The sequence below is a fragment of the Arsenicicoccus sp. UBA7492 genome (genome assembly GCF_002479615.1).
GTDB lineage: Bacteria > Actinomycetota > Actinomycetes > Actinomycetales > Dermatophilaceae > Arsenicicoccus > Arsenicicoccus bolidensis.
This window is the reverse complement of record NZ_DLOE01000009.1, coordinates 73,169-98,252: the sequence shown is the minus strand read 5'-3', so window position 1 is coordinate 98,252 and position 25,084 is coordinate 73,169. Positions and strand designations below refer to the sequence as shown.

The window sequence follows — 25,084 nt, the reverse complement described above, 5'->3', positions numbered from 1 at the left end:
CCCTCTCGACGAACCGACCCCTGTCGGTTCGTGGCCGTCACCCAGAGGTCGGGGGCCTGCCGCGGCGAGGCAGCGGCCCCGCGTCCTTCGGCATACGGCCCGATCTCTTGAGTGCGTCCCGCAGGACCATCTCGACCTGCGCGTTGACGCTGCGCAGCTCGTCACCCGCCCACCGGGTGAGGGCGTCGTGGACGGCGGGGTCGAGCCGCAGCAGCACCTGCTTGCGCTCGCCCCCGCCGCGACGCTCCCGTGGAGGGGTCACTGGTAGAGCGATCCCGTGTTGACGATCGGCGCGACCTTGGACTCGCCGCACAGGACCACGAGCAGGTTGGAGACCATGGCGGCCTTGCGCTCGTCGTCCAGCTCGACGATGTCCTGCTCCTCCAGCTTGGCGAGGGCCATGTCGACCATGCCGACGGCACCCTCGACGATCCGGGAGCGGGCCGCCACGATGGCGGACGCCTGCTGGCGCTGCAGCATCGCCTGGGCGATCTCGGGGGCGTAGGCCAGGTGGGAGATCCGCACCTCGACGATCTCGACGCCGGCGACGACGACGCGCTCGGCCACCTCGTAGGCCAGCTCGCCGGACACCACGTCGGTGGACCCGCGCAGCGACTCGACCTCGTCGCTGTCGGTGTCGTAGGGGTGGGAGATCGCCACGTGGCGCAGCGCCGACTCGGACTGGGCCCGGACGAAGTTCTCGTAGTGCTCCACCGAGAAGCTGGCGCGGGCCGTGTCGGCGACCTGCCAGACGACGATGGCGGCGATCTCGACGGGGTTGCCGTCGGCGTCGTTGACCTTGAGGACGTTCGTCTCGAAGTTGTTGACGCGCACCGAGACCCCGCGCTTGGAGGTGAACGGCATGACCATCGTCAGACCGGTGCGGCGCGCCGTCCCGACATACCGTCCGAAGAACTGGATCACCTTGGTCTGGCCGGGCTGGATGATGACGACCGCGCTGGCCACGATCGCGGCGAGCAGGATGACGACCACGCCACCGACGAAGCTGCCGATCGGGGGCTGGCCCGTCTCGTTGGCCGTGATCGCTCCGCTGATGATCAGCCAGATGCCTCCGGCGAACAGCAGCAGCGACAGGGCCAGCGCCAGGAAGCCGTCGACCGCGAACGCCGGGCGCTCGTTGACGTCGACGCGCGTGCCCTGGTGGCCGACGGGGCGCGCTGACGGTGGGGCGGTCTGCGGGTCGATGGTCTGGTCGTGCGGCTGCTGCGTGCTCATGGCGTCCCCCTGGCTGGTCGTTGTGTGACATCTTTTTGATATCACTTAAACCTTCGACGCGGCTAGGGCGCAAGGGGTTCCGGGCACGATTCGAGACCTCGTCTCCTGCTCGGACGTCGAGGCACAGTGATGGCGTGAGCCCGGACGACCTGCGAGCGCGGTCGGACAGGCCACGTCGAGGTCACCGCCGACGACGCTCGGTCGACCGCCGAACTCATCCGCTCCTGCGACGAACCGCAGTACTGAAGAGTCTCGACTAGGCGGTCTCGCGGGAGTAGGCCGAGGCTCGGGCGACCTGCTCGTCGCTCGGGCGCACCCCGGTGTAGAGCACGAACTGCTCGGCCGCCTGCAGGGCGATCACCTCGGCTCCGGTGATGACGCGCCGGTCCAGCTCACGCGCCAGCCGGATCAGCGGCGTCTCCGCGGGGAACGCCACCACGTCGAACACCGTCCGGGCTGCCTCCACGGCGGGCCGTGGCACCGGCAGCTCCTCGGCCTGGGGCCCGCCCGCCATACCGACGGGAGTCGCGTTGAGGATCAACGCGGGTCGCAGGTCGCCGAGCGAGTCCGCCCAGCGGTGGCCGTACTTCGCGGCGAGGGCGGGGCCGGTGCGCGAGTTCCGCGCCACGACATGGCCGTTGGTGAAGCCCGCGTCGGTCAGGGCGGCGACCGCGGCCTTCGCCATACCGCCGGAGCCGAGGACGGCGAAGTCGTCCGTCGGCGAGACCCCGTGGGACGCAAGGAGATTGCGGATGGCGAGATAGTCGGTGTTGTAGGCGACGAGGTGGCCGTCGTCGTTGACGATGGTGTTGACCGACTCGATCGCTGCCGCGGACTCGGTCATCTGGTCGACCAGGGGTATGACGTCCTCCTTCCACGGCATGGAGATCGCGCAGCCGCGGATCCCGAGAGCGCGCACGCCACCGATCGCCGCCGTGATGTCCGAGGTCGTGAACGCCTTGTAGACGTAGTCCAGCCCGAGCTCGCGATAGAGGTAGTTGTGAAAACGCGTGCCGATGTTGGACGGTCGCGCCGACAGCGACAGGCACAGCTGCGTGTCCTTGGTGATCCGCTCGGTCACGAGGACGCTCCTGCCTGGTCGATGAGCCAGGCGTACTCGAACGCGGCCTCGCGCCAGGCGTGGTAGCGCCCGCTGACGCCGCCGTGCCCGGCGACCATCTCGGTCTTGAGCAGGATCGGACGCGTCGTGAGGTCGTTGGTCGCGAGCTCGCGCAACCGCGCCACCCACTTGGCGGGCTCGACGTAGTAGACCCGGCTGTCGTTGAGCGAGGTCGTCGCCAGGATCGCCGGGTAGGGGCGCGCCGCGACGTTGTCGTAGGGCGAGTAACCCTTCATGTAGGCGTAGACCTCGGGGTCGGCGAGGGGGTTGCCCCACTCCTCCCACTCCCCCACGGTCAGCGGCAGGCTCGGGTCGAGGATCGTCGTCAGCGCGTCGACGAAGGGCACCTGCGCGTGGATCGCCCGGAAGCGGTCCGGCGCGAGGTTGGCGACCGCCCCCATGAGCAGGCCCCCGGCCGAGCCGCCCTCGGCGACCAGCCGGTCCGGCGCCACCCACCCCGCATCGACGAGGTGCTCGGCGCACGCCACGAAGTCCGTGAAGGTGTTGCGCTTGTGCTGCATCCGGCCCTGGAGGTACCACTGGCGCCCCATCTCGCCGCCGCCGCGCACGTGCGCGAGCGCCCAGACGAAACCCCGGTCCAGCAGCGACAGCCGCGCCACGGAGAACCACGGGTCCATGCTCGCCTCGTAGGACCCGTAGCCGTAGACGAGCCCGGGGGCCGTGCCGTCGGCGACCACGTCCTTGCGGTGCACCACCGAGATCGGGATCCGCGTGCCGTCGGCCGCCCTCGCCCACTCCCGGTGCTGGACGTAGTCACCGAGGTCGACGCCACCGAGCACCGGGGTCTGGCGCAGCAGGGTGCGCTCCCCGGTCACGAGGTCGACGTCGTAGACGCTGCGCGGCGTCACGAGGGAGGTGAACCCGATCCGCAGCACGTGCGAGGCGTAGTCGGGGTTGTCCCCCACCCCGATCGTGCCGAGCTCCTCGTCCATGACCAGCGGCCGCATCGGTCCGAAGCCGCCGCCGTCCGGCCCGACCGTTCCCCCAGGGGCGTCCGTCCGGTCCATCACGGCGAGCGCGGTCAGGCCGTCCCGCCGCAGCGAGACGACCGCGTGCCGCTGGAACGCGTCGACCCCCACGACGCGCTCGCCCGGCGCGGCGGCATACAGGCTCTGCCAGTCCTCCGCCGAGGTGCTGCCGAGGGGCGCCTGGGCCAGCTCGAAGTCCTCGTGGGTGGCGTTGTGGGTGATCAGCAGGCGGTCCCCGGCGGGCTCGGCGTCGTACTCGACCCCCTCGCGGCGAGGAGCCACGCAGCGAGGCTCGCCGCAGGGGTCGTCGGCGGGCAGCAGCCAGGTCTCCGAGGTGTCCTTGGAGCCCGCAGCGATGATGATCCACGCGTCGTCCCGGCTGGACCCGACGCCCACCCAGAACCGCTCGTCGGTCTCCTCGTGCACCAGCACGTCCTGGTCGGCCGGGGTGCCGACCTCGTGGCGCCACACCTGGAACTGCCGCCAGGCGTCGTCGTTGCGGGCGTAGAACACGTGCCGCCCGTCGCGGGAGAAGGCCAGGCCGTAGCCGACCTTGTGGACGGCGTCGTCGACGACCTCGCCGACGGGCCCGGTGCGGGTGGGGTCGTCACCGACCCGGGTCACGACCAGGTCGTAGACCTCGTCACCGGTCAGGTCGACGGCGTAGGCGTAGAGCGTGCCGTTGTGGCTGATCTCGCTGGAGCCCACGCCGAAGAAGTCGGCGTCCGCCGCGAGCGCCTCGGCGTCGAGCAGGACCTGCTCCCCCGCCGGCGGCGCACCGTCGGTCAGCTCGGGCGGCAGCTCGCCGGGCCGCACCGGCACGCGGCACTCGCGGCCGTACTGCTCTCCGGCGCTGATCCGGGAGTAGTACCACCACCCGCGGTAGGCCGAGGGGACGCTGAGGTCGGTCTCCTGCGTGCGCGTGCGGATCTCGTCGTAGACCTGCTCGGTCAGCGGCGCCAGGTGCGCCGTCATGGCCTCGGTGTAGGCGTTCTCCGCCTCGAGGTGCGCGACGACCTCGGGCGAGCCCTTGTCCCGCAGCCACTCGTAGGGGTCGACGACGCGGTCCCCGTGGTGCTCACGAATCGTCTCGACGCGACGCGCCACGGGAGGCTGGGGTGATGGGTTGGTCACCCGGGCACGGTAGCCGATATGAAGGAGGCATGACCGTACCCTCGCTGACCGTCCACCCCACGCTGCTCCACGAGGTCGTGAGCACGATCGTCCAGGCGTCCGGCAGCGACGCCCGCGAGGCGGGGCTCGTCGCCGACCACCTGGTCGCGGCCAACCTCGCCGGGCACGACTCGCACGGCGTCGGCATGGTCCCGAACTATCTGGAGGCGCTGGCGGTCGGCGAGCTGCACCCGGGCGTCGGTGCGACCGTCGTCAAGGACGCCGGCGCGGTCCTGACGATCGACGGTGGCCAGGGCTATGGCCAGGTCGTGGCCCACGAGGCGATGGAGCTCGCCATCGCTCGGGCGCGCGAGCTGGGCGTCTGCGTCACCGCCGTGCGCGGCTCGCACCACGTCGGTCGGATCGGCCACTGGGCCGAGCAGTGCGCCCGCGCCGGCCTCGTCTCGATCCACCTGGCCAGCGTGGTCGGCGAGAGGTATGTCGCCCCCTTCGGGGGAACGGACGGCCGCTTCGGCACGAACCCCGTGTGCCTGTCCGTCCCGCGCGAGGGCCAGGACCCTGTGCTGCTGGACATGGCCACGTCGACGGTCGCGCTGGGCAAGACCCGCGTCGCCCACAACGCCGGTCTCCCCCTCGAGCCGGGTCGGGCCCTCGACGCGGAGGGCCGCCCCACGACCGACCCGGGCGTGATGTGGACCGAGCCCCACGGAGCGCTGACGGCGTTCGGGCTGCACAAGGGGTCGGGGCTCGCGGTCATGGCCGAGCTGTTCGCCGGCGCCGTGAGCGGGGGCCTCACCACACATGCCGCCACGACGACGCACGAGGCCGCCATCGTCAACAACCTCCTGTCGATCGTCCTGTCCCCCGAGGCCTTCGAGGGCAGCGCGATGGCCGAGCAGACCGACCTGTTCCTGGAGTCCGTGGCCGCCTCCCGCCCCGCGGTCCCCGGCGAGCCGGTGCTGCTGCCGGGGCAGCCCGAGGTCGCGGCCCGGGAGGCCCGTCGCGACGGGGTCCCGGTCGACGCGACGACGTGGGCCCAGATCCTCGACGGTGCCCGCGCGGTGGGCGTGCCGGCCGACGTGATCGAGGGCTGGCCCACCGCCTGACCCCACGGTGCAGGATGGGTGGCATGACCCACACCCCCGTCCCCGAGCTGACCGACGGCGTGGTGCTCCTGCGGGCGCACACCGACGCCGACGTCCCGGCGATCGTCGAGCAGTGCACGGACCCCGCGAGCCTGCGGTGGACGACCGTCCCGCGCCCCTACGACGCGGGTGCGGCGCAGGCCTTCCTGGCCATGACCCGTCAGGAGTGGGCTCTCCCCGACCGGGGACGCTGGTGGGCCATAGAGTGGCTCGACCACCCCGACGGCGCACCGGATTTCGCCGGGACTATCGACCTGCGACCCCGGGGCGGTGGCAGCGCAGAGGTGGGCTTCGGGCTCCACCCGCAGGCCCGCGGCCACGGCCTGACGGCGCGCGCGCTGCGCCTCGTCTGCCGGTGGTGGTGGGAGCAGGGCGGGGAGCGCGTGACCTGGATGGCGATGGCCGGCCACCTCGCCTCGTGGCGGGTCGCCTGGTCGTGCGGGTTCGCACGGCACGCGACCCTCCCGGGCTATCTCCCCCACCCGGACGGCTTGGCGGACGCATGGGTGGCGAGCGTCGGGCGGGAGGACGACCTGGACCGGCCGGCGTCCCTGTGGCTCGACCCCGTGACGCGCGAGTCGAGCGACGTGCGCCTGCGCGCCTGGCGCGACGACGACGGGGCGAGCTGCGAGCCGGGCGACTCCCCGACCCACTTCATGCCGCCGGGGGCCGAGCCAACACCGTCGACCTTCGAGGCGTGGGTGCTGCGCCGGCGGGTCCGGATGTCGCTGGGGCAGAGCGTGCACTGGTGCATCGCCGACACCGCCGGCGACCGCGCACGCGGCGACCTGTGCCTCATCCTCGAGGGGCAGCAGCCGGGGACCGCCGAGATCGGCTACGTGCTGTTCCCGTCGGCGCGAGGGCGCGGGCTGGCCTCGGGCGCCGTGCGCCTCGCGATCGAGCACGCCTGGGCGGACGCGGCGGACGGCGGACTGGGCCTGCGGCGCCTCCTCGCCTCCACCGTCGCCGACAACGACGCCAGCGCGCGCGTGCTGCAGCGCGCGGGGTTCGCCGAGTGGGGCCACGAGCCGGAGTTCTGCGCCCGCGACGACGGGTCGTACGACGACATGCGGCACTGGGTCCTGCTGCGCGACGCCTGACCCCCGCCGTCAGCGCGCCACGGCGCGCCGCACCCAGGCGAGCAGGCCCTCGCCGACGAGGTCGGTGGTGGCGGCCAGGTCGTCCGGCGCCCACCACCGTGCCTCGTCGATGGTGGCCTGCTCGACCGCGTCCTGCCCGGACAGGTCCACGTCGGTGGAGCGGACGCGGACGGCGCAGATGACCTGCCGCTGGTCGAAGGTCACGCTCCCCCAGGAGAACTCGATCGCTTGCTCCCCCAGCACGACGACGTCGCCGGGCGCCGCGACCAGCCGACCTCCTCCCGCAGCTCCCGCAGCGCGGCCGTCACCGGGTCCTCGCCCGGGTCGATCTCGCCGCCCAGGCTGAACCACAGCGGGTGCTGCCGGTCGTCCGGGTCGACCCCGTGCAGCAGCAGCACGCGGCCCGAGGGGTCGACGGGCAGGACCCGAGCCGTATGCCGGGTGCGCCGCGGGGTCGCCGTCTCGGGTCGGGTCACCGGCAGCGGGGCCAGCCTCTCGAGCCGCCCCGGCTCGCAGCCCGCCGCCACGAGGACGTCGCGGATCACCTCGCCCTTGGCCCGCGTGCAGTCGTCGTGGTCCGCGTCGTCGGCGTGCGCCTGCGCGGCAGCCGTCTTGACCGCGGCGTAGCGCTCGCGATGCTGGGTGGACTCGCGCAGCAGGTCGCGGAAGCGGATCGGGTAGTCGTGCCACGGCGTCCCGGCCCGCCGGACGTACAGGATGACCGGCGCCGCGGGGTCCGGGCGGTAGAAGAGGCGCTTGCGATAGTCCTCCTCGGCGCACGCAGCCGGGAGCATCTCGAGGTCCCGGTCGACGCCGGGCGAGTCGGGCCGAGACCCCACCGCGGGCAGGTAGCCGCACCGCAGGAGCGCCTCGTCGAACGCGCCGCCGGCAGCAGGGATCTCGTCGACGCCGACCTGCAGGTCGACGAACGCCTTGGCGAGCAGCCCCGGCACCGCCGTGGACCCGATGTGCTCGTAGCCGAAGCCACCCAAGCCACCCGAGCCACCGCGATCGACGCCCGCCTCGCCGAGCGCCCGCGCCAGGCGGGACAGCTGACGGTGCGCGACGACGCCCCAGCGCTGGTCATGCTCGACGAGCCGCGCCGGCGCGGGTGACGGCCCGTGAGCCCGGCCAGGCGGCGGGCGAGCGGCTCGATCCGCTCGCCCCAGAGCCGGTCGACCAGCGCGTCCCGCGTCACGCCGTGACCCCAGCTGAGCATGACGTCGCTGCCCGCGAGCGGCGCCCCCGGCGCGGCCAGCACCAACGGCGCCACCCCGGCGGCCTCGACCACGCAGACCGTGACGAGTCCGGGCGACAGCGCTGCGGCGTCCAGCGCACGCAACCGGTCCGCCACGAGGTTTGCGTCGGTGCCGGAGACGACCTCGACCGTCGGCACGGTCACCGTCAGCCGTTGGCCAGGCAGGCCGGCCCCAGCAGCGCCTTGAGGTCTCCGAACAGCGCCGACGTCGCGTCCACACGGAAGTTGTCCTCCAGCCGCATCAGCACGGACCGCCCCGGCTGGGTGAGCTTGACGTGCACCTCGGTCGTGCCCGGGTGGTTGAGCAGGACGTCCTTGAGCGCCTCGGCCATGCCGTTGGTCGCCCGGGTCATCGGCAGGTTGAGCACCACCGGCCCGCGCGGCCCCTCGTGCAGGTCAGGGAGCGTCAGGTCCTGCGCATAGATGGAGGTCGACTCGTCCCGCTTGTTGACCCGCCCGCGCACGACCACGACGGTGTCCGGCGACAGCATCGTGGCGACGGTCATGTAGGTCGACGGGAAGAACAGGCACTCCACGGCGCCGTCGAGGTCCTCGACCGTGGCGATGGCCCACAGGTCGCCCTTCTTGGTGCGCTTGAGCTGCAGGCCGGTGATCAGACCCGCGATCGTCACGGTCGCCCCGTCCGGCTTGCCGTCCTCGCCGTTCAGCGACGCGATGGACGTGTCCGCCGCCTGGTGCAGGATGTGCTCGATCCCGAAGAGCGGGTGGTCGGAGACGTAGAGCCCGAGCATCTCGCGCTCGTACTGCAGCGTCACCTGCTTGTCCCACGAGTGCGTCGGGACCGGCGGCATGCCAGCGAACGAGTCCGAGCCATCGGCCGAAGCGTCGCCCTCGCCGCCGAACCCAGGGAGTGAGTCCTGCCCCTGGTCAAGCTTCTTCTTGACGTCCACCAGGGCCTCGACATACGGCTCGTGCACCTCGGCGAGGCCGCGGCGGGACTCCCCGAGGGAGTCGAACGCACCGGCCTTGACCAGGGACTCGATGGTGCGCTTGTTGCACACGACCGCCGGCACCTTGTGCAGGAAGTCCTTGAACGAGGTGAAGGCGCCCTTGTCCTCGCGGGCCTTGATGATCTCGACCACGACGTTGGCGCCGACGTTGCGGACCGCCTCCAGGCCGAAGCGGATGTCCTCGCCGACGGCGGCGAAGTAGCCGATGGAGTCGTTGACGTCGGGCGGCAGCACCTTGATGCCCATGTGCCGGCACTCGTTGAGGTAGAGCGCGGACTTGTCCTTGTCGTCGCGCACGCTGGTGAGCAGCGCCGCCATGTACTCGGCGCGGTAGTTGGCCTTGAGGTAGCCCGTCCAGTAGGACACGACGCCGTAGGCCGCGGTGTGGGCCTTGTTGAACGCGTAGTCGGAGAACGGGAGCAGGATGCTCCACAGCTTGGCGACCGCGTCCTTGGAGAAGCCGTTGTCGAGCATGCCCTGCTCGAAGTTGGCGAACTCGGCGTCCAGCACCTCCTTCTTCTTCTTGCCCATGGCGCGGCGCAGCAGGTCGGCGTTGCCGAGCGTGTAGCCGGCGAGCTTCTGCGCGATCTCCATGACCTGCTCCTGATAGATGATCAGGCCGTAGGTCATGGACAGGATGGGCTCGAGCGCCTCGGTCAGCTCGGGGTGGATGTAGTCCACCTCCTGCTTGCCGTTCTTGCGCAGCGCGAAGTTGGTGTGCGCGTTGGCGCCCATCGGGCCGGGGCGGTAGAGCGCGAGGGCGGCGGAGATGTCCTCGAAGTTGTCGGGCTGCATGAGCCGCAGCAGCGAGCGCATGCCGCCGCCGTCGAGCTGGAAGACGCCGAGGGTGTCGCCGCGGGCCAGCAGGTCATAGGTCGCCGGGTCGGTCATGTCCTTGGACAGGCCGTCCAGGTCGATGGTCTCGCCGCGGTTCATCTCGACGTTCTTGATGGCGTCGTCGAGGATCGTCAGGTTGCGCAGGCCGAGGAAGTCCATCTTGACCAGGCCGAGCGTCTCGCAGCTCGGGTAGTCGAACTGCGTGATGATCTGCCCGTCCGCCTCGCGGCGCATGATGGGGATCAGGTCGATCAGCGGCTCGCTGGACATGATGACGCCGGCGGCGTGCACGCCCCACTGGCGCTTCAGCCCCTCGAGGCCGCGCGCGGTGGCGACGACCTCCTGGGCCACGGGGTCGGAGTCGTGCATCGCGCGGAAGTCCGCGGCCTCGGCATACCGCTTGTGCGCGGGGTCGAAGATCCCCGACAGCGGGATGCCCTTGCCCATGACGTCCGGCGGCATGGCCTTGGTGAGCTTCTCGCCGACGGCGAAGGGGTGGCCGAGCACGCGTCCGGCGTCCTTGACGGCCTGCTTGGCCTTGATCGTGCCGTAGGTGACGATCTGGGCGACGCGCTCCTCGCCGTACTTCTCCGTGACGTACTTGATGACCTCGCCGCGGCGGCGCTCGTCGAAATCCACGTCGAAGTCGGGCATCGACTGGCGCTCGGGGTTGAGGAAGCGCTCGAAGATCAGACCGTGCGGCACCGGGTCGAGGTCGGTGATGCGCATGGCATAGGCGCACATCGAGCCGGCACCGGAGCCACGGCCCGGTCCCACCCGGATGCCGTTCTCCTTGGCCCAGTTGATGAAGTCGGCGACGACGAGGAAGTAGCCGGGGTAGCCCTTGCCGACGATGACCTCGGTCTCGAAGGCCGCCTGCTTGCGGGCGTAGTCCGGGATGCCCTCGGGGAAGCGGGCGTGCAGGCCGCGCTCGACCTCCTTGACGAACCAGCTGGTCTCGTCCTCGCCCTCGGGGCAGGGGAAGCGGGGCATGTACTGCCCCTCGCCCTCGCTGAACGAGATGTCGCACATGTCGGCGATGAGCAGGGTGTTGTCGCAGGCCTCGGGCAGCTCGCGCCACAGGTGGCGCATCTCCTCGGGGCTCTTGAGGTAGAAGTCGTCGGCGTCGAACTTGAACCGGTTGGGGTCCATCAGCGTCGAGCCGGACTGCACGCACAGCAGGGCGGCGTGGGCCTTGGCGTCCGCGGCGTCGGTGTAGTGGAGGTCGTTGGTGGCGACCAGCGGCAGGTCGAGCTCCTTGGCCAGGCGCAGCAGGTCCTTGTGGACACGCCGCTCGATGTCCAGGCCGTGGTCCATCAGCTCGCAGAAGAAGTTCTCGGCGCCGAAGATGTCGCGGTAGTCGCTGGCCGCCTGGCGGGCCTCGGCGTACTGCCCGAGGCGCAGCCGGGTCTGGACCTCGCCCGAGGGGCAGCCGGTCGTGGCGATCAGGCCCTTGCCATAGGTCTGGAGCAGCTCGCGGTCCATGCGCGGCTTGAAGTAGTAGCCCTCGAGGCTGGCCAGCGAGCACAGCCGGAAGAGGTTGTGCATGCCCTCGTTGTTGCGCGCCCACATCGTCATGTGGGTGTAGGCGCCGGAGCCCGAGACGTCGTCGCGACCGCCGTCGCCGAACCTCACCCGCGTCTTGTCGGTGCGGTGCGTCCCCGGCGTGAGGTAGGCCTCGATCCCGACGATCGGCTTGACCCCGTGCCGGGTCGACTTCTTCCAGAACTCGTAGGCCCCGAAGATGAAGCCGTGGTCGGTGGTCGCGACCGCCGGCATCCCCATCTCGGCGGACCGGGCGAAGAGGTCGTCGATGCGGGCGGCACCGTCGAGCATGGAGTACTCGGTGTGGTTGTGCAGGTGCACGAAGGACTTGCTGGAGGCTGCTGGCGAGGACATCGGCGGCAGTCTATGCCCGCGGTCCGACAGACCCCTCCCGGACATCCCGTATGCCGTCCCGCCGCCTCGACGGGCCGCCGTCAGGCGTCTCGGTCAGCCCTCGCGGAGCAGGTCCAGCGACCGCTGCAGGTCGGCCGGGTAGGGGCTCTGGTAGGTGACCCACTCGCCGCTGCCGGGGTGGGTGAAGCCCAGCTCGCGGGCGTGCAGCCACTGCCGGTCCAGGCCGACGCGCCGGGCCAGGACCGGGTCGGAGCCGTAGAGGGGGTCGCCGACGCAGGGGTGGTGCAGGGCGCTGAAGTGGACGCGGATCTGGTGCGTGCGTCCGGTCTCGAGGTGGATCTCGAGCAGCGACGCGTGGCGGAAGGCCTCGAGCACCTCGTAGTGGGTCACCGAGTGGCGGCCCTCCTGGCGGACCGCGAACTTCCAGTCGTGGTTGGGGTGCCGGCCGATGGGCGCCTCGATGGTGCCGACCATGGGGTCCGGCAGGCCCTGCACGACCGCGTGGTAGGTCTTGGAGACCGTCCGGTCGCGGAAGGCCTGCTTGAGCACGGTGTAGGCCCGCTCGGACTTGGCCACCACCATCAGGCCGGTGGTGCCCACGTCGAGGCGCTGCACGATGCCCTGGCGCTCGGCCGCGCCCGACGTCGAGATGCGGTAGCCCTCGGCGGCGAGCCCGGACACGACGTCCGGACCGTCCCAGCCGACGCTCGGGTGCGCGGCGCAGCCGGCGGGCTTGTCCACGACGACGATCTCGGTGTCGTCGTGGATGATCGCGAGGCCCGGGACCTCGCGCGGCACGACGGCCGGCGCGTCCTCGGACACCGGGTCGGGGAGGGTGGCCTCGAGCCAGGCCCCGGCGGTGACCCGGTCGGACTTGCCCGCGGCGCGGCCGTCGAGCTGGATGTGGCCGTCCGCGGCGAGCTCGGCCGCCTTGGTGCGGGACACCCCGAAGAGGCGGGAGACGGCGGCGTCGACGCGCTCGCCCTCGAGGCCGTCGGGGACGGGCAGCATCCGGACGTCAGGCATGGGTGTCCTCCTCGGACGGGGCGTGGTCGGTGGCCCGGGTGCCGTCGTAGGAGATCCCGAGGAAGGACAGCAGCGCGACGAGGATCGCTGCGGCGACGATCGCGATGTCCGCGACGTTGCCGATGAAGAACCCGTTGTAGTCGAGGAAGTCCACGACGTGGCCCTGGCCGAAGGACGGGGGCCGGAACAGCCGGTCGTAGAGGTTGCCGAGCAGGCCGCCCAGCACCAGGCCCCCCGCGACGGCCCACGGCACGCTGACGATGCGGCGGGCGTGCCAGGCGACCAGCACCCCGATGACCACCGCGACGATGGTCAGCAGCCAGGTCGTCCCGGCGCCGAGCGAGAACGCCGCGCCGGAGTTGAAGATGAGGTTGAGCCGCAGGAACGACCCCAGCAGGTCGCGCGGCGCGCCCGGCACGAGCGCGCCCAGCGCCCAGACCTTGCTCGCCTGGTCGGCGGCGAAGGTCAGGACGGCCAGCAGGACGAGCAGGGGCCAGACACGGCGCCGCGACGCACGGGTCGCCCCGGCGTCGCGTGCGTCGTCGTCGACGGGTGAGGTCACCGCTTCTGCGCGGACTTGCACGCCACGCACAGCGTGGCGCGCGGGAAGGCCTGGACCCTCAGCTTGGGGATGACCCCGCCGCAGCTCTCGCACACGCCCTGCAGGTCCGCGTCCACGCGCTCGAGCGCGTGCTGGTACTGCGCGAGGACGTCGCGCGTGTTGGCCGCCATCGCGGCCTCGTGCTCACGCTCGATCGCCTTGGACCCCACGTCGGCCTGGTCGTCACCCACGATGTCCTGGGTGTCCTGCACCAGGTCGACCAGATCGGTCTGGGCCTCGGCGAGCTCCCGCGTCAACCGGTCGATCTCACCCTGCAGGGTCTCGCGCAGCTCCGCCACCTCGGCCGTCGACCAGGTGGCGTCGTCAGCGGTGCCCTTGGTCGAGGTCGCGGTCGTCGACTGCCCTCCGGACTTGCCAGCCATGATGCCCTCACTTGCTCGTGGTGAGGTCGACGCCCCCCGGCGCCGACCGACTCGTCACGCCAACGGCGTGCGAGGTCTGCACAGGGTAGCCGTTCGACCCCCTGTGCGACAGACGTGCCTCGTTGTCTCAGCGCTGCTGCGGAGGCTGCTGCTGCTCCGGAGCGAGGCGGGCCTGCTCCACCTCCTGCAGCTGAGTCGTGAGGAAGGTCTTGATGCTGTCGCGGTAGGAGACCTCGTAGGCCCGCAGGGAGGCGACGGCCTGCTCGAGCGTGGCCTTCTCGGTGACCAGGGTCGCGAGGATGCTCTCCCGCTGCTTGGTCGCCTCGCCGATCATCGTCTCGTGCTGCGTGGTGCCGTCCGCGATGAGCTTCTTGTGGCGCTCCTGGCCCTCGGCCACCAGCTCGTCGTGCCGGCGCTGAGCCGTGGTGACGAGCTCCTCGCGCTTGCGGGTGCCCTCGCTGATCAGCGTCTCGCGCTGCTGGCGCGCCTCGGTCAGGAGCCGCTCGTGCTCCGCCTTGCCCTTGGCGACGTGCTCGTCGTGCAGGCGCTGGGCCAGGGCGATGAGGCCCGCGGCCTCGTCGGCGTCGCCGGACTTCTCCGGAGCCTTCGCCTGCTGGGCCTGCTGGGCGGCCGACCGTGCCTTGGTCAGCTCGGTGCGGGTCGACTCGAGGTCCTTCTCGACGGCCTGGAGCCGCTGGCGCAGCTGGGTGACCTCGGTGCGGGCGGCGGCGCTGGTCGCGCCACCGTCCGCCGTGGACTGGCGGGTCGCGTCGTCGGCGCGCTTGTTGGCGGCGGCGACCTCGGCGCGGAGCTTGTCGAGCTCGGCGGAGGGTGCCGCAGCGGCCCGGCCCTTGGCCGGCACCGGGGTCTGGCCCTTGCTTCGGGCCGTCTCCTCGTACTTGCGCTTGTAGTCGTCGCGCTCGGCGATCAGGTCACGCAGCTCGCTGACCACCTCGTCGAGGAAGTCGTCGACCTCGCGCTCGTCGTAGCCCCGTCGGAACTGGGTCGCCCCAAAGCTCTTCTTGAGCACGTCATCAGGCGTGAGCGCCATGTGTCCACCTCTTCGTTCGTCATGCGGTCGGGCCCGGAACCACCAAGGTCCCCGGGGCCATTCGTCGGAAAACCTACACCCTGGCCACGACCTGCATGAGGACGATCACGATGAGGAACAGCACCATGAAGGCCAGGTCGAGGGCGATGCCTCCCAGGCGCAGGGGCGGGATCACCCGGCGCAGGGCCCGCAACGGCGGGTCGGTGAGGGAGTAGACCCCCTCGACCAGGACGAGCACCACCCCGCGGGGTCGCCAGTCGCGCGCCAGCATCACGACATAGCTGAGGACCAGCCGGGCCATCAGCACCAGCCAGTAGAGCCACAGGAGGTTCAGCAGCAGGCCACGGATGCTCATGTCTACGGAGGTCCTTTGCCACCGACCCGGGTGTCCGGGGCGGTCGTCGTCGGGTGCGGGTCGCCGTCCAGCACAACGGCGCAGGACCCCGTGGCGTTCCCGGGGGCCTGCGCCTTCGCCCGGCTGGGGCCGGGCGGTGCGGGTGGCTCAGCTCTGGTTGAAGAAGCCGCGCGTCGACTGCGGCGCCTCGGACTCCTCGGAGGAGACCTCGACGTGCTGCGGGGTGAGCAGGAAGACCTTGCTCGTGACCCGCTCGATGGCTCCGTTGAGACCGAAGACCAGGCCGGCGGCGAAGTCGACGAGGCGCTTGGCGTCGTCGTCGGCCATGTCACCGAGGTTCATGATGACCGGCGTGCCCTCGCGGAAGGACTCGCCGATGGTCTTGGCCTCGTTGTAGGTGCGGGGGTGGATCGTCGTGATGCGGTTCATCGGGCCGACCTCCGGGTCGCGGACGACGCGCGCCACGGGGGTGCGCTGGGGCAGGTGGGCGACGGAGGCGCGGTGCTCCTCGCGGACCGCCGTCGCGCCCGCACGGTCGTCGGACCGCGCGTCGGAGCGGGCCTCGACGAGGTGCGGCTCCCGGCGGGCCGGCTCGGGCTTGTGCGCCTCGGCCGGGCGCGAGTCGCGGGCCCCGGCCTCCTGGCGGTCGTAGGTGTCGTAGTCGTCGTCCTCGGCAAGTCCGAGGTAGACCATGGTCTTGCGCAGCGCCCCAGCCATCGCGCATCTCCTGCTCAGTCGTCGGTCACGTCGTGCCGAACGCTACCGGGGCGCCGGGCGGGGCCCGAGGATTGCCGACCCGACACGCAGGTGTGTCGCTCCGTGGGCGACGGCCTGCTCGAGGTCGCCGCTCATCCCGGCGGACACCAGGGTCGCACGAGGATGCGCGGACCGCACCCCGTCGGCGACCCGGGCCAGGGCGGCGAAGGCCCGCTCCGGGTCTCCGCCGCGAGGTGCGACGGCCATCACGCCACGCAGCTCGAGGTGCTCCGCCCGGCCGACCTCGTCGGCGAGGGCCGGTATGCCGTCCGCCGGCGCCCCGCCGCGGGACCCCGAGGCGCGGTGGCCGCCGTCGGCGTGGCCCTGCTCGTCGGCCTCCCCTGGCGCGTCCAGATCCACCTGCAGCAGCACGTCCAGGTCGCGCCCGGCCTGCTCGGCTCCCCGGTCGAGGGCCGCGACGAGACGGGCCCGGTCGACGGTGTGGACGACGTCGGCCCAGGCGGCCACCTGACGGGCCTTGTTGGTCTGCAGCTGACCGACGAAGTGCACGGTGAGGGCGGCACGCTCGTCAGCGGTCAGCCTCTCCAGCTTGGCGGAGGCCTCCTGCGCCTTGTTCTCCGCGACGTCTGTCACGCCCAGCGCGAGCAGGCGGCGGACGTCCTCGACGGGGAAGAACTTCGTGACGACCACGAGCTGCACGTCGCCCCGGTCACGGCCGGACGCGGAGCAGGCGGCGACGATCCGCTCCTCGACGCGGGCAAGGGCGTCGCGGAGCTCGACCGAGCGTGCGTCCGTCATCAGGCCACCTCGCGTCGCAGCACGACTCCCCCGAACCGTCCGGTCGTGCCGGAGCGGCGGTAGGAGTAGAAGCGGGCGTCCTCGTAGGTGCAGCCAGGAACCCACGTCACGGCGACCCCCAGCCCGGCGAGCTGGGTCACGACGCCGGTGGCCACGTCGATCGATGGGGTCCCGGCCCAGGTGCGGGCCAGCACCTCCGGGACGACCCTCGCGGCCGCCTGCTGCATCTCGGCGGGCACCTCGTAGCAGCGACCGCAGACCGACGGGCCCACCACCGCGCTGATGGTGCGCGCCCCGAGGTCGCGCATCGCGGCCACCGTCGCGGGCACCACACCGGCCAGCATCCCGGGACGTCCGGCGTGGGCGGCCCCCACGACACCCGCCACCGGATCGGCGAGCAGCACCGGCGTGCAGTCGGCCACGAGCACGGCCAGGGCCAGTCCAGCCCGGGAGGTCACCATCGCGTCGGCCTCACCGGCCGACCCGTGGCAGGGTCCGTCGACCTGGACGACCTCGGCGCCGTGCACCTGGTCGACGAGGACCAGCGCCTCCGGAGCGACCCCAGCCGCCTCGGCGACCCGGCGCCGGTTGGACCTCACGGCGGTGGGGTCGTCGCCGACGTGGCTGCCGAGGTTGAGGCCTCCGGCGGCGTCGCGGCCGGCGGTGTACGGCGCGTCGCTCACGCCGTCATGGGCGTCGGTGAAGGCCCGCCACACGGGCCCGTCCTGCTGCTGGTGGGCGAACACCCCACGAGGGTAGCGGCACGCGAGGCCCCCGCCGGGTCGGCGGGGGCCTCACGTGGATCGGGGCGCCGGCTCCGTGAGGAGGCTCACGGGCCGAGTCCCTCCCTACTTCAGGAAGTCCGGGACGTCCAGGTCGGCGGCGTCGTCGTAGGTCACCTGGCGCGGGGGGCGCTGCTGGGGCTGCTGCTCGCCCTGCTGCTGCTCGGCCGGGCGGACCTGCCCGGGCGTGCCCTGCTGCGGCTGCTGCTGGGGCTGTCCCTGCTGCTGGACCGGCTGGGCCTGCTGCTGCGAGGGCTGACCCTGCTGCTGGGACTGCTGGGGCTGCTGGGGCTGCTGACCCTGGGCCCGCTGCGGCTGCTGCGGCGCCGGACGCTGCTGCACCGGCTGCTGCACGGGACGCTGCTGCTGGACCGGCTGCGGGGCCGGACGCTGCTGGGTCTGCTGCTGCGCGGGCTGCTGCGCGGGGCGCTGGGCCGGCTCCTCGCGGCGGGGCTGGGGGTCGCCGCCGTCGAAGCCGGCGGCGATGACGGTCACGCGGACCTCGTCGCCGAGGGCGTCGTCGATGACGGATCCGAAGATGATGTTGGCCTCGGGGTGCGCGGCCTCCTGCACGAGGCGAGCCGCCTCGTTGATCTCGAACAGGCCGAGGTCCGAGCCGCCCTGGATGGACAGCAGGACGCCGTAGGCGCCGTCGATGCTGGCCTCGAGCAGCGGCGAGGAGATCGCGAGCTCGGCCGCCTGGACGGCGCGGTCCTCGCCACGGGCCGAGCCGATGCCCATGAGCGCCGACCCGGCGCCCTGCATGACGGACTTGACGTCGGCGAAGTCGAGGTTGATCAGGCCCGGCGTCGTGATGAGGTCGGTGATGCCCTGGACACCCGACAGCAGCACCTGGTCGGCGCTGCGGAAGGCGTCGAGCATGGAGACGTTGCGGTCGCTGATCGACAGCAGGCGGTCGTTGGGGATGACGATGAGGGTGTCGACCTCCTCGCGGAGGTTGCCGATGCCGGACTCGGCCTGGTTGGCGCGGCGACGGCCCTCGAAGGTGAACGGACGGGTCACGACGCCGATGGTGAGCGCACCGAGGTTGCGGGCGATCTTGGCGACGACGGGCGCGCCACCGGTGCCGGTGCCGCCGCCCTCGCCTGCGGTGACGAAGACCATGTCGGCGCCCTGGATGACCTCCTCGATCTCCTGGGCGTGGTCCTCGGCGGCCTTCTTGCCGACCTCGGGGTCCGCCCCGGCACCCAGCCCGCGGGTCAGCTCGCGCCCCACGTCGAGCTTGACGTCCGCGTCGCTCATCAGGAGGGCCTGCGCGTCGGTGTTGATCGCGATGAACTCGACCCCCTTGAGGCCGACCTCGATCATGCGGTTGATCGCGTTGACACCGCCGCCGCCGATGCCGACGACCTTGATGACGGCCAGGTAGTTCTGTGGTGCTGCCACGGTGGGGCCTCTCCTGCTGGGGGCAACCAACCCTTAACCCTAAAGGTTGAGTGCAAGGTTATGGTTCTGTTATAGAGCGTCGAGAGAAAGGTACGTCCTGTGCGTCGCACGGAGCAACCTTCGACCAGGCGTGTTGCCACCCGCATGGCCCAGCGATCGCGTCAGGTCGTGGCAGGCGCGTGCGGAGCGCTGACGTTGACCGTGGCAGGAGCGCCCTTCAGCAGGGTCGACAGCACCTTGACCTTCAGCTGAGGTTCAGTGCTGTCCCCCCACAGCACCTTGGTCTTGCCGGCCTGGAAGGTCACCATGCTGGGGCCCTCGACCCGCACGGCCGACACGGTCGAGCGCAGCTCCGGCGGCAGGGCCGACAGGACCGAGATGGCCGTCTTGAGACCCTCGGGGGTGGCTGCGCCCTGGCTGGTCACGACCGGCACACCCTTGGGCGCCTCGGGAGCGGTGAGGTAGGCGACGCCCTGGCCGTCGACCAGCTGGACGTCACCCCCTCGGTCGAGGGCGAGGACCGGACGTCGAGGCTCCACGCGCACCAGGACGGTGCTCGGCCACCGCCGGGCCACGTCGACCGAGGCGTAGAGGGGCGAGCGCGTCACCCGCTGCCCCGGGCCCTCGAGGTCGACCCGGGCGAGGGGGACCCCGAGGGGCACGTCGGCGGCGCGGCGGACGGCCTCGGCCTGCGACCCCTGCACGCCCTCGACCACGACGGAGCGCACGGCCAGCACCGAGCTGAACCACACGACGTAGACGAGGCCGGCCACCAGTACCGCGGCGAGGAGGGTGAGCAGGATCGGACGCCAGCGCAGACGCCGGGCACTGCGAGCCCGGTCCTCGAACCGGGCTCGCGACGACCCACCCTCGCCGCGGCCGCCGGGACGACGGATCCTCACCGGCGGACGCCCTCCTCCACGGCTGCGAGGATCTGCGGACCCAGCTGCGTCACGTCGCCCGCGCCGACCGTCAGGACGAGGTCACCGGCCCGCGCGAGTCCCGCGGCCAGCGGGGCCGCCTCGGGCCACCCGGCGACGTAGTGCACCTCGCAGGAGGGGCCACCGTCGCGGGCCGCCAGGTCCCGGACCGCGTCGGCGACCAGGGCTCCGGAGACCCCGTCGACGGGGTCCTCGCGCGCGGCGTAGACGTCCATGACGACGACGACGTCCGCCGGGCGTAGCCCCGCGGCGAGCTCGACCGCGAAGTCCTGGGTCCGGGAGTACAGGTGCGGCTGGAAGACCACGACGAGCCGCGCGGGTCGCTGCACGAGCCCCGCGGCGGTGCCGACGACGGCAGCGACCTTGCCGGGGTTGTGCGCGTAGTCGTCGACCACGGTGACGCCGCCGATCTCTCCCTTGAGCTCGAACCGGCGCCGCGTGCCGGTGTAGGCCCCGAGACCGGTGGCCGCGCGGTCCGCCCCGACCCCGAGGCCGTGGTGGGCGGCGGCATACGCGGCCGTGGCGTTGAGGACGTTGTGCGCGCCCGGTATGGCGATCGCCAGCCGCACCTCCTCGTCGCCGTCGAGGACGCGGGCCACGGTGCGGAAGCCGTCCACCTCGTGCCCGAGCACCCGCACGTCGGCCGACACGTCCGTGCCGTAGGTGAGGACGCGCACCCCGCTGTCGGAGGCGCGACGGGCGAGCGCCGCCGACCCGGCGTCGTCGGCGCAGGCCACGAGCAGCCCGCCCGGGCGGATGCTGCGGGCGAAGTCGAGGTAGGCGTCCTGGACGGCCTCGAAGGTGCCGTAGTGGTCGAGGTGGTCGGGCTGCACGTTGGTGACGATCGCGACCTCGGGGTGGTAGACGAGGAAGGAGCCGTCCGACTCGTCGGCCTCGATCACGAAGGCCTCTCCCCCGCCGGCGTGCGCGTTGGTGCCGAGCCCGGCCAGCTCGCCCCCGATGGCGAAGGACGGGTCGGCGCCCGCGTCGATCAGCAGCGCGGTGAGCATGGACGTCGTCGTCGTCTTGCCGTTGGCACCGGCCACGGCCACCACCCGACGGGCGTCGGCGGCGCTGGCCAGCGCCTGCGACCGGTGCAGGACGCGCTTGCCCAGCCCACGGGCGCGGGCCAGCTCGGGATCGGTCTCTCGGGTCGCCGAGGACACGACGACGGTGTCGACCTGGTCCACGGACTCGGGCCGGGCACCCACGTGCACGTCGGCGCCCGCCTGGCGCAGCGCGTCCAGCACCGGCAGGTCCTTGGGGTCGGACCCGCTCACCGGCACGTCACGGCCGAGGAGCACCCGAGCCACGGCCGACATGCCCGCGCCCCCGACGTTGGTCACGTGCACGCTTCCCAGCTCAGAGATCGGGACGACGGGGGCCGTGAAGTCGAACCGGTCCTGGTGGACGCTCATCGACGTCACCGACCCTCTCGTGACGTGGAGGCAAACGCCTCTTCGACCAGGTCCGCGAGCCGGCGGTCGCCGTCGCGGGTGCCGACCTGGGAGGCGGCGGTCGCCATCAGGTCCAGTCGCTCCCGGTCCCGGACCAGCGGCACCAGGACGCGGTCGACCCAGGCGGGGAGCAGCTCGGCGTCGTCCACGACCAGGCCGCCGCCGGCGGCCACGACCTCGGCGACGTTGAAGCGCTGCTCGCCGTTGCCGATGGGCAGGGGGACGTAGACCGCGGGCAGGCCCACGGCCGTCAGCTCGCACACCATGCCCGCGCCGGCCCGGGAGACCACGAGGTCGGCGGCGGCGAAGGCCAGGTCCATGCGGTCGGAGTACTCGCGCACGACGTAGGGCGCGCCGTCGCCGAGGGCCGCCGGCTCGAAGGTCTTGCCCGCCCCGGTGACGTGCAGCACCTGGATCCCCGCGTCGGACAGCTCGCGCACGCGGGCGGCGAAGGTGTCGTTGAGGCGCTTGGCGCCGCTCGACCCGCCCGTCACGAGGACGACCGGACCGCCGTCCGCGTCCAGGCCGAAGTGCTCGAGCGCCTCGGCGCGCCGGGCGGGGCGGTCGAGACCAGAGATCTCGGTGCGCAGCGGCATCCCGAGATGGCGGGCCCCGGGGAGCCGCGTGGCGGCGAAGGTCGTCGCGACGAACCGCGTGAGGCGGGCCCCGAGCCGGTTGGCCAGGCCGGGGCGGACGTTCTGCTCGTGGATGGCGATAGGCAGGCCCCGGCGCCGGGCTGCGAGGTAGGCGGGGGTCGAGACGTAGCCGCCGAAGCCGACGACCACGTCCGCGTCGACCTCGTCGAGGATCGCGCCGGCCGCGTCGACCGCCGCCTTGAGGGACTGCGGCAGCCGGAGCAGCGCCGCCGAGGGCTTGCGGGGGAACGCGACCTTGGGGATGGTCCGCAGGGGGTAGCCGCGCTGGGGGACCAGCCGCGTCTCGAGCCCGGTGGCCGTCCCGAGCACCGTGACGCGCACGTTGGGGTCGCGCCGTCGGAGCTCGTCCGCGAGCGCCAGGAGCGGCGAGACGTGCCCTGCCGTGCCTCCGCCGGCAAGGACCACGGAGGCGGCTCGGCGGCCCGAGGGAGGGGTCGGGGTCGGGGTCGGTGCCGGGGTCGCGGTCATCGGTCGATCCTAGGGCGGTCGTCGCGGGCGGGCCGGGAGCGGCGCAGGCTGCGGGCCTCGCGGGCGCCGGGCTCCTCGCGGGCGAAGGCCATGAGCATGCCCAGCGCCGTGAGGGTGGAGATCAGGGCGGTGCCGCCGCCGGAGATGAGCGGGAGGGGGACACCGATGACGGGCAGGAGCCCGGTCACGGCACCGATGTTGATGCTGGCCTGCACCACCAGCCAGGTCAGGACCCCGGCCGAGGCGATGCGGACGAAGAAGTCCTGCGACCGGAACACCAGGCGGTAGCACGCGTAGGCGAGCAGGGCGAGCAGCAGCAGGACGGTGAGGGTGCCCGGCAGCCCGAGCTCCTCGCCGATGATGGCGAAGATGAAGTCGTTGCGGGACTCGGAGAGCCAGCCCCACTTCTCGGCGCTCTCCCCCAGCCCCTTGCCCCACCAGCCACCCTCGGCCAGGGCGTACTTGCCGTTGACCACCTGGCGGCACAGGTCGAAGTTGGTGGCGCAGCCGTCGCCGATCCAGGCGTCGATGCGCCCCAGCCGGTTGCGGCTGGTCAGCGTCATGACCGCCACGGCGGCCACGCCCAGCAGCGCCGCGAAGCCGAAGAACCGCGCCGACACCCCGGCCGCGAAGAGCATGCCCGCGACGATGGCGAGCAGCACCAGACCGGTCCCGAGGTCGTTGCCGGCGAGCTGCAGGCCGAGCAGCAGCACCGCCGCCGGGCCCAGCGGGATGACCGCGTGCCAGAACTGCCCGAGGCGGTCCTTCTTGCGGTCGAGGATCGCCGCGCCGAAGACCACGATCGCGATCTTGGCGAACTCCGACGGCTGCAGCTGGACGCCCGCCACCTGGATCCAGTTGCGGTTGCCCTGGAACTCCTGGCCCAGCCCCGGCACGAAGATCAGCGCCTGCAGGGCCAGGGACAGCAGGATCCCCGGCCAGGCCAGCCGCTTCCACACCCGCACCGGCAGGCGTGAGGCGACGACGCACAGGACCAGGCCGATGCCGGCGAAGAGCAGCTGGCGCAGGAACAGGTCGTAGCTGCGGATGCTCGAGGCCGAGAGGTACATGACCAGCCCGACGATCGTGAGGGCCGCGGTGACCGATGCCAGCAGGTAGTAGGTCGTGAGCGGGGTGTCGATGCTGTCGAGGAAGTCCACCACCCGGTCGGGCAGGGTCTCGCGCCCCGTGCGTCGCGCGCGGGACGCACCCGTCGGCGAGGCTCCGGGGCGGGTCGTCATACGGTGCTCCCTCCGAGCCGGCGCACCGCCTCGGCGAAGGCGTCGCCGCGGGCACCGTAGTTGTCGAACATGTCCATGGAGGCGGCCGCCGGTGCGAGGAGCACCACGTCGCCCGGCTGGGCCAGGGTGGTGGCCTCGCGGACGACGCGTGCCATGGCACCAGTGTCGGTGCTGTCCACGTCGACCACGGGCACATCGGGCGCGTGTCGAGCCAGGGCCTCGGCGATGCGGGCCCGGTCGCGCCCCATCAGCACGACGCCGGCCAGCCGGTCGGCCCGGGAGCGGACCAGGTCCTCGACGTCGGCGCCCTTCAGCAGCCCGCCGGCGATCCACACGACGCGCCGGAAGGCGGCCAGGGAGGCCGCCGCCGCGTGCGGGTTGGTGGCCTTGGAGTCGTCGACGTAGCGGACGCCGTCCACCGTCGCGACCTCGGCGATGCGGTGCGCCTCGGGCCGGTAGGCGCGCAGCCCGTCGCGCACGGCCATGGGACCGACGCCGAAGGCGCGGGCGAGCGCCGCCGCCGCGAGGGCGTTGGCGACGTAGTGCGGAGCGACGTCGGGCGCGTCCCCCTGCAGGTCCGCCAGGGTGCCGAGCTCGGCCGCGCTGGAGTGGCGCTGCTCGACGAACGCGCGGTCGGCGAGGACGTCGTCGACCAGGCCCACCATGCCGGGGGCGGGGACGCCGATGGTGAAGCCCACCGCCCGGCACCCCTCGACGACCTCGGCCTCCATCACCAGCAGCTCGGTCTGGGGGTCCTGCACGTTGTAGACGCAGGCCACCTGGGTGTTGTCGTAGACGCTGCCCTTGGCGCGGAGGTAGTCGTCGTAGGACCCGTGCCAGTCGAGGTGGTCGGGGGCGACGTTGAGGCAGGCGGAGGCCAGGGGCGACAGGGAGCGCTGCCAGTGCAGCTGGAAGGAGCTGAGCTCGACCGCGACGACGTCGTAGGGGGTCGGGTCCAGCATCACTTCCATGATCGGCGTCCCGACGTTGCCGGCGGCGACCGCCCGCGCGCCGGAGTGCCTCAGGATCGACTCGAGCATCGTCACCGTCGTGGTCTTGCCGTTGGTGCCGGTGACCACGAGCCACGGCGCCGCACCCTCGCGGGGGCGCATGCGCCAGGCCAGCTCGACCTCGCCCCACACGGGGATGCCGGCCTCGGCGGCCCGCACGAGCAGGGGGTTGTGCGGCGGCACGCCCGGCGAGGTCACGACCAGCTCGGTGCCCTCGGGGATCTCGTCGGTCGCGTCGTCGCCGAGGCGGACGTCCACGCCGAGGATGTCGAGGATGCGGGCGTGCTCCTCGATCTGCGGGGTCACGTCGGGGCTGTATGCCGTGACCACGGCGAGCCGCTCGCGCAGCGCGTCGGCGGCGGCGAAGCCGGAGCGGCCGAGGCCCACGACCAGCACGCGCAGGCCCGCCCAGTCGGCGTCCTTGTGGGTGAGGCCGGGACGCGGCTCGTAGGCGATGTCTCGAGGGTCCTCGTCGGGTCGGCCCTGGCCGGCTGGCACGTCC

General features: G+C 72.4%; 23 protein-coding genes. 2 read left to right on the top strand and 21 right to left on the bottom strand.

The window, feature by feature from the left end; translation table 11 throughout:
* Nucleotides 1-37: 37 nt before the first annotated feature.
* The 4 genes from B4E97_RS02590 to B4E97_RS02575 form a co-directional block, all read right to left on the bottom strand.
* Entirely contained in the window at nt 38-217 is a 180-nt protein-coding gene (locus tag B4E97_RS02590; RefSeq protein ID WP_414632780.1) for a hypothetical protein, read from the bottom strand.
* A gap of 41 nt (nt 218-258) precedes the next feature.
* Nucleotides 259-1,236 (bottom strand): SPFH domain-containing protein, encoded by a 978-nt coding sequence (locus tag B4E97_RS02585; protein WP_029211431.1) that lies wholly within the window; start codon nt 1,234-1,236, stop codon nt 259-261.
* A gap of 256 nt (nt 1,237-1,492) precedes the next feature.
* On the bottom strand, nt 1,493-2,317 hold the full coding sequence (locus tag B4E97_RS02580) for a shikimate 5-dehydrogenase (protein ID WP_286958596.1): 825 nt from the start codon (nt 2,315-2,317) through the stop codon (nt 1,493-1,495).
* Entirely contained in the window at nt 2,314-4,479 is a 2,166-nt protein-coding gene (locus B4E97_RS02575; protein ID WP_286958595.1) for a S9 family peptidase, read from the bottom strand. Before B4E97_RS02575 ends, B4E97_RS02580 begins: the two co-directional genes overlap by 4 nt.
* 29 nt (nt 4,480-4,508) lie before the next feature.
* On the opposite strand from B4E97_RS02575, the gene B4E97_RS02570 reads away from it, so the two are divergent.
* Both B4E97_RS02570 and B4E97_RS02565 read left to right on the top strand, forming a co-directional pair.
* Nucleotides 4,509-5,585: a malate/lactate/ureidoglycolate dehydrogenase gene (locus B4E97_RS02570; protein WP_286958593.1), complete on the top strand. Its 1,077-nt coding sequence runs from the start codon at nt 4,509-4,511 to the stop codon at nt 5,583-5,585.
* 23 nt (nt 5,586-5,608) lie between these two features.
* Nucleotides 5,609-6,724, top strand: a complete 1,116-nt coding sequence (locus B4E97_RS02565; protein ID WP_286958591.1) for a GNAT family N-acetyltransferase — start codon at nt 5,609-5,611, stop codon at nt 6,722-6,724.
* Nucleotides 6,725-6,733: 9 nt separating this feature from the next.
* Here the strand turns inward: B4E97_RS02565 and B4E97_RS02560 are convergent, their stop codons facing one another.
* From B4E97_RS02560 to murD, 17 genes are all read right to left on the bottom strand, one after another.
* Entirely contained in the window at nt 6,734-6,928 is a 195-nt protein-coding gene (locus tag B4E97_RS02560) for a hypothetical protein (RefSeq protein WP_286958589.1), read from the bottom strand.
* A complete protein-coding gene (locus B4E97_RS02555; RefSeq protein WP_286958587.1) occupies nt 6,925-8,202 on the bottom strand; it encodes a GrpB family protein in 1,278 nt (425 codons plus the stop codon). Before B4E97_RS02555 ends, B4E97_RS02560 begins: the two co-directional genes overlap by 4 nt.
* On the bottom strand, nt 8,129-11,689 hold the full coding sequence (gene dnaE, locus B4E97_RS02550; RefSeq protein ID WP_286958585.1) for a DNA polymerase III subunit alpha: 3,561 nt from the start codon (nt 11,687-11,689) through the stop codon (nt 8,129-8,131). Before dnaE ends, B4E97_RS02555 begins: the two co-directional genes overlap by 74 nt.
* 93 nt (nt 11,690-11,782) lie before the next feature.
* Complete coding sequence (locus B4E97_RS02545) at nt 11,783-12,715, bottom strand: RluA family pseudouridine synthase (protein ID WP_029211437.1); 933 nt, start codon at nt 12,713-12,715, stop codon at nt 11,783-11,785.
* The gene (lspA, locus tag B4E97_RS02540) at nt 12,708-13,277 is read right to left on the bottom strand and encodes a signal peptidase II (protein WP_019287201.1); all 570 of its coding nucleotides are present in this window, start codon (nt 13,275-13,277) and stop codon (nt 12,708-12,710) included. Before lspA ends, B4E97_RS02545 begins: the two co-directional genes overlap by 8 nt.
* Nucleotides 13,274-13,699: a TraR/DksA family transcriptional regulator gene (locus tag B4E97_RS02535; RefSeq protein ID WP_019287200.1), complete on the bottom strand. Its 426-nt coding sequence runs from the start codon at nt 13,697-13,699 to the stop codon at nt 13,274-13,276. The genes lspA and B4E97_RS02535 overlap by 4 nt, the downstream gene beginning before the upstream one ends.
* Before the next feature lie 127 nt (nt 13,700-13,826).
* A complete protein-coding gene (locus B4E97_RS02530; RefSeq protein WP_239264832.1) occupies nt 13,827-14,750 on the bottom strand; it encodes a DivIVA domain-containing protein in 924 nt (307 codons plus the stop codon).
* A gap of 73 nt (nt 14,751-14,823) precedes the next feature.
* Complete coding sequence (locus B4E97_RS02525) at nt 14,824-15,105, bottom strand: YggT family protein (RefSeq protein WP_019287198.1); 282 nt, start codon at nt 15,103-15,105, stop codon at nt 14,824-14,826.
* A gap of 147 nt (nt 15,106-15,252) precedes the next feature.
* Complete coding sequence (locus B4E97_RS02520; protein WP_019287197.1) at nt 15,253-15,822, bottom strand: cell division protein SepF; 570 nt, start codon at nt 15,820-15,822, stop codon at nt 15,253-15,255.
* Nucleotides 15,823-15,864: 42 nt separating this feature from the next.
* Nucleotides 15,865-16,620, bottom strand: a complete 756-nt coding sequence (locus B4E97_RS02515) for a YggS family pyridoxal phosphate-dependent enzyme (protein WP_019287196.1) — start codon at nt 16,618-16,620, stop codon at nt 15,865-15,867.
* On the bottom strand, nt 16,620-17,366 hold the full coding sequence (gene pgeF / locus B4E97_RS02510; RefSeq protein ID WP_029211438.1) for a peptidoglycan editing factor PgeF: 747 nt from the start codon (nt 17,364-17,366) through the stop codon (nt 16,620-16,622). Before pgeF ends, B4E97_RS02515 begins: the two co-directional genes overlap by 1 nt.
* A 102-nt stretch (nt 17,367-17,468) precedes the next feature.
* Entirely contained in the window at nt 17,469-18,809 is a 1,341-nt protein-coding gene (gene ftsZ / locus B4E97_RS02505; RefSeq protein WP_029211439.1) for a cell division protein FtsZ, read from the bottom strand.
* A gap of 161 nt (nt 18,810-18,970) precedes the next feature.
* Nucleotides 18,971-19,711, bottom strand: a complete 741-nt coding sequence (locus B4E97_RS02500; protein ID WP_029211440.1) for a cell division protein FtsQ/DivIB — start codon at nt 19,709-19,711, stop codon at nt 18,971-18,973.
* The gene (gene murC, locus B4E97_RS02495) at nt 19,708-21,168 is read right to left on the bottom strand and encodes a UDP-N-acetylmuramate--L-alanine ligase (RefSeq protein ID WP_029211441.1); all 1,461 of its coding nucleotides are present in this window, start codon (nt 21,166-21,168) and stop codon (nt 19,708-19,710) included. The genes B4E97_RS02500 and murC overlap by 4 nt, the downstream gene beginning before the upstream one ends.
* 5 nt (nt 21,169-21,173) lie before the next feature.
* Nucleotides 21,174-22,331 (bottom strand): undecaprenyldiphospho-muramoylpentapeptide beta-N-acetylglucosaminyltransferase, encoded by a 1,158-nt coding sequence (murG, locus tag B4E97_RS02490; RefSeq protein ID WP_286958577.1) that lies wholly within the window; start codon nt 22,329-22,331, stop codon nt 21,174-21,176.
* A complete protein-coding gene (locus tag B4E97_RS02485; RefSeq protein ID WP_029211443.1) occupies nt 22,328-23,572 on the bottom strand; it encodes a peptidoglycan glycosyltransferase FtsW in 1,245 nt (414 codons plus the stop codon). The genes murG and B4E97_RS02485 overlap by 4 nt, the downstream gene beginning before the upstream one ends.
* Complete coding sequence (gene murD, locus B4E97_RS02480; protein ID WP_376786863.1) at nt 23,569-25,080, bottom strand: UDP-N-acetylmuramoyl-L-alanine--D-glutamate ligase; 1,512 nt, start codon at nt 25,078-25,080, stop codon at nt 23,569-23,571. The genes B4E97_RS02485 and murD overlap by 4 nt, the downstream gene beginning before the upstream one ends.
* Nucleotides 25,081-25,084 lie beyond the last annotated feature (4 nt).